Origin of the sequence: Chryseobacterium mucoviscidosis, from assembly GCF_002177115.1 — a bacterium.
GTDB lineage: Bacteria > Bacteroidota > Bacteroidia > Flavobacteriales > Weeksellaceae > Chryseobacterium > Chryseobacterium mucoviscidosis.
In genome coordinates this window covers 1-260 of sequence record NZ_MVAG01000107.1, presented here as the reverse complement: position 1 = coordinate 260, position 260 = coordinate 1, and the positions used below count along the sequence as shown (strand labels likewise).

1 protein-coding gene is annotated in these 260 nt (G+C 50.8%); it reads left to right on the top strand.

Features of this window, described 5'->3' with window-relative positions:
* Nucleotides 1-204, top strand: a 204-nt coding sequence (locus B0E34_RS22750; protein ID WP_165762964.1) for an MFS transporter, incomplete at its 5' end; no start/stop codon positions are given.
* Nucleotides 205-260: the final 56 nt, after the last annotated feature.

The following is a 260-nucleotide window of genomic DNA, read 5'->3' as shown; positions in this document are numbered from 1 at the left end:
ACTTTGAGTTTTCCGGTCCTCATGGAAGCGATGGGCATCAGTTACCTGTTTCTGTGCTATGCGGCCATTGGAATCGCGGCCTTCCTGTTCGTCTTCTTTAAAGTAACAGAAACAAAAGGAAAAAGTCTGGAAGAGATCGAGCAGGATTTGCGGGACAAGCACCGCGGAATCACGGCAACTGACACACAGCCGGTTGAACGATAGGCAAAAGGATGGGCAAGGCCCCATCCTTTTTTGTGTGAAGAGGCCGGCCGATCATG